Source organism: Vibrio sp. 2134-1, assembly GCF_033339495.1.
This window is the reverse complement of record NZ_JAWOUS010001001.1, coordinates 1-508: the sequence shown is the minus strand read 5'-3', so window position 1 is coordinate 508 and position 508 is coordinate 1. Positions and strand designations below refer to the sequence as shown.

Sequence of the window (508 nt, the reverse complement as noted above, 5' to 3'; positions counted from 1 at the left end):
TTGCCGTCTGGTGTTACGCCTCAGAAAGCACTCCAGATGCTCAAGGACATGATCCAAAAACGCTCGGGCAGATGGCTCGTGACACCTGTCCTGGAAGAGGATGGCTGCTTAGTAACCAGTGACAAAGCCTTCGACATGATTGCCGGTGAAAACATCGGCATCAGCAAACACATCCTCTGCGGGATGCTGAGCCGGGCACAGAGACGGCCTTTGCTCAAGAAACGTCAGGGAAAACTGTATTTAGAGGTAAATGAAACATGACAATGAGTTATGACCCGCTCGCCTACGAGATGCCGTGGCGGCCCAACTATGAAAAAAATGCTGTAGCAGGCTGGCTTGCCGCCTCCGGCGCGGCTTTGGCCGTAGAGCAAGTCAGCACGATGCCTCCGGAGCCCTTCTATTGGATGACGGGGATCTGTGGCGTGATGGCGATGGCTCGTTTGCCAAAGGCTATCAAACTTCACCTGCTCCAAAAGCATTTGAAGGGGCGTGATCTGGAGTTTATTTC

Annotated in this window: 1 protein-coding gene and 1 pseudogene; both read left to right on the top strand. The window is 53.1% G+C overall.

The annotated features are described in order from the left end of the window. On the top strand, positions 1-261 hold a 261-nt coding region (locus R7R78_RS29710), incomplete at its 5' end, for a hypothetical protein (protein WP_225475039.1). Then, positions 258-508: pseudogene (locus R7R78_RS29705) on the top strand (conjugal transfer protein); the annotation flags it as partial. The gene R7R78_RS29710 and the pseudogene R7R78_RS29705, both read left to right, overlap by 4 nt.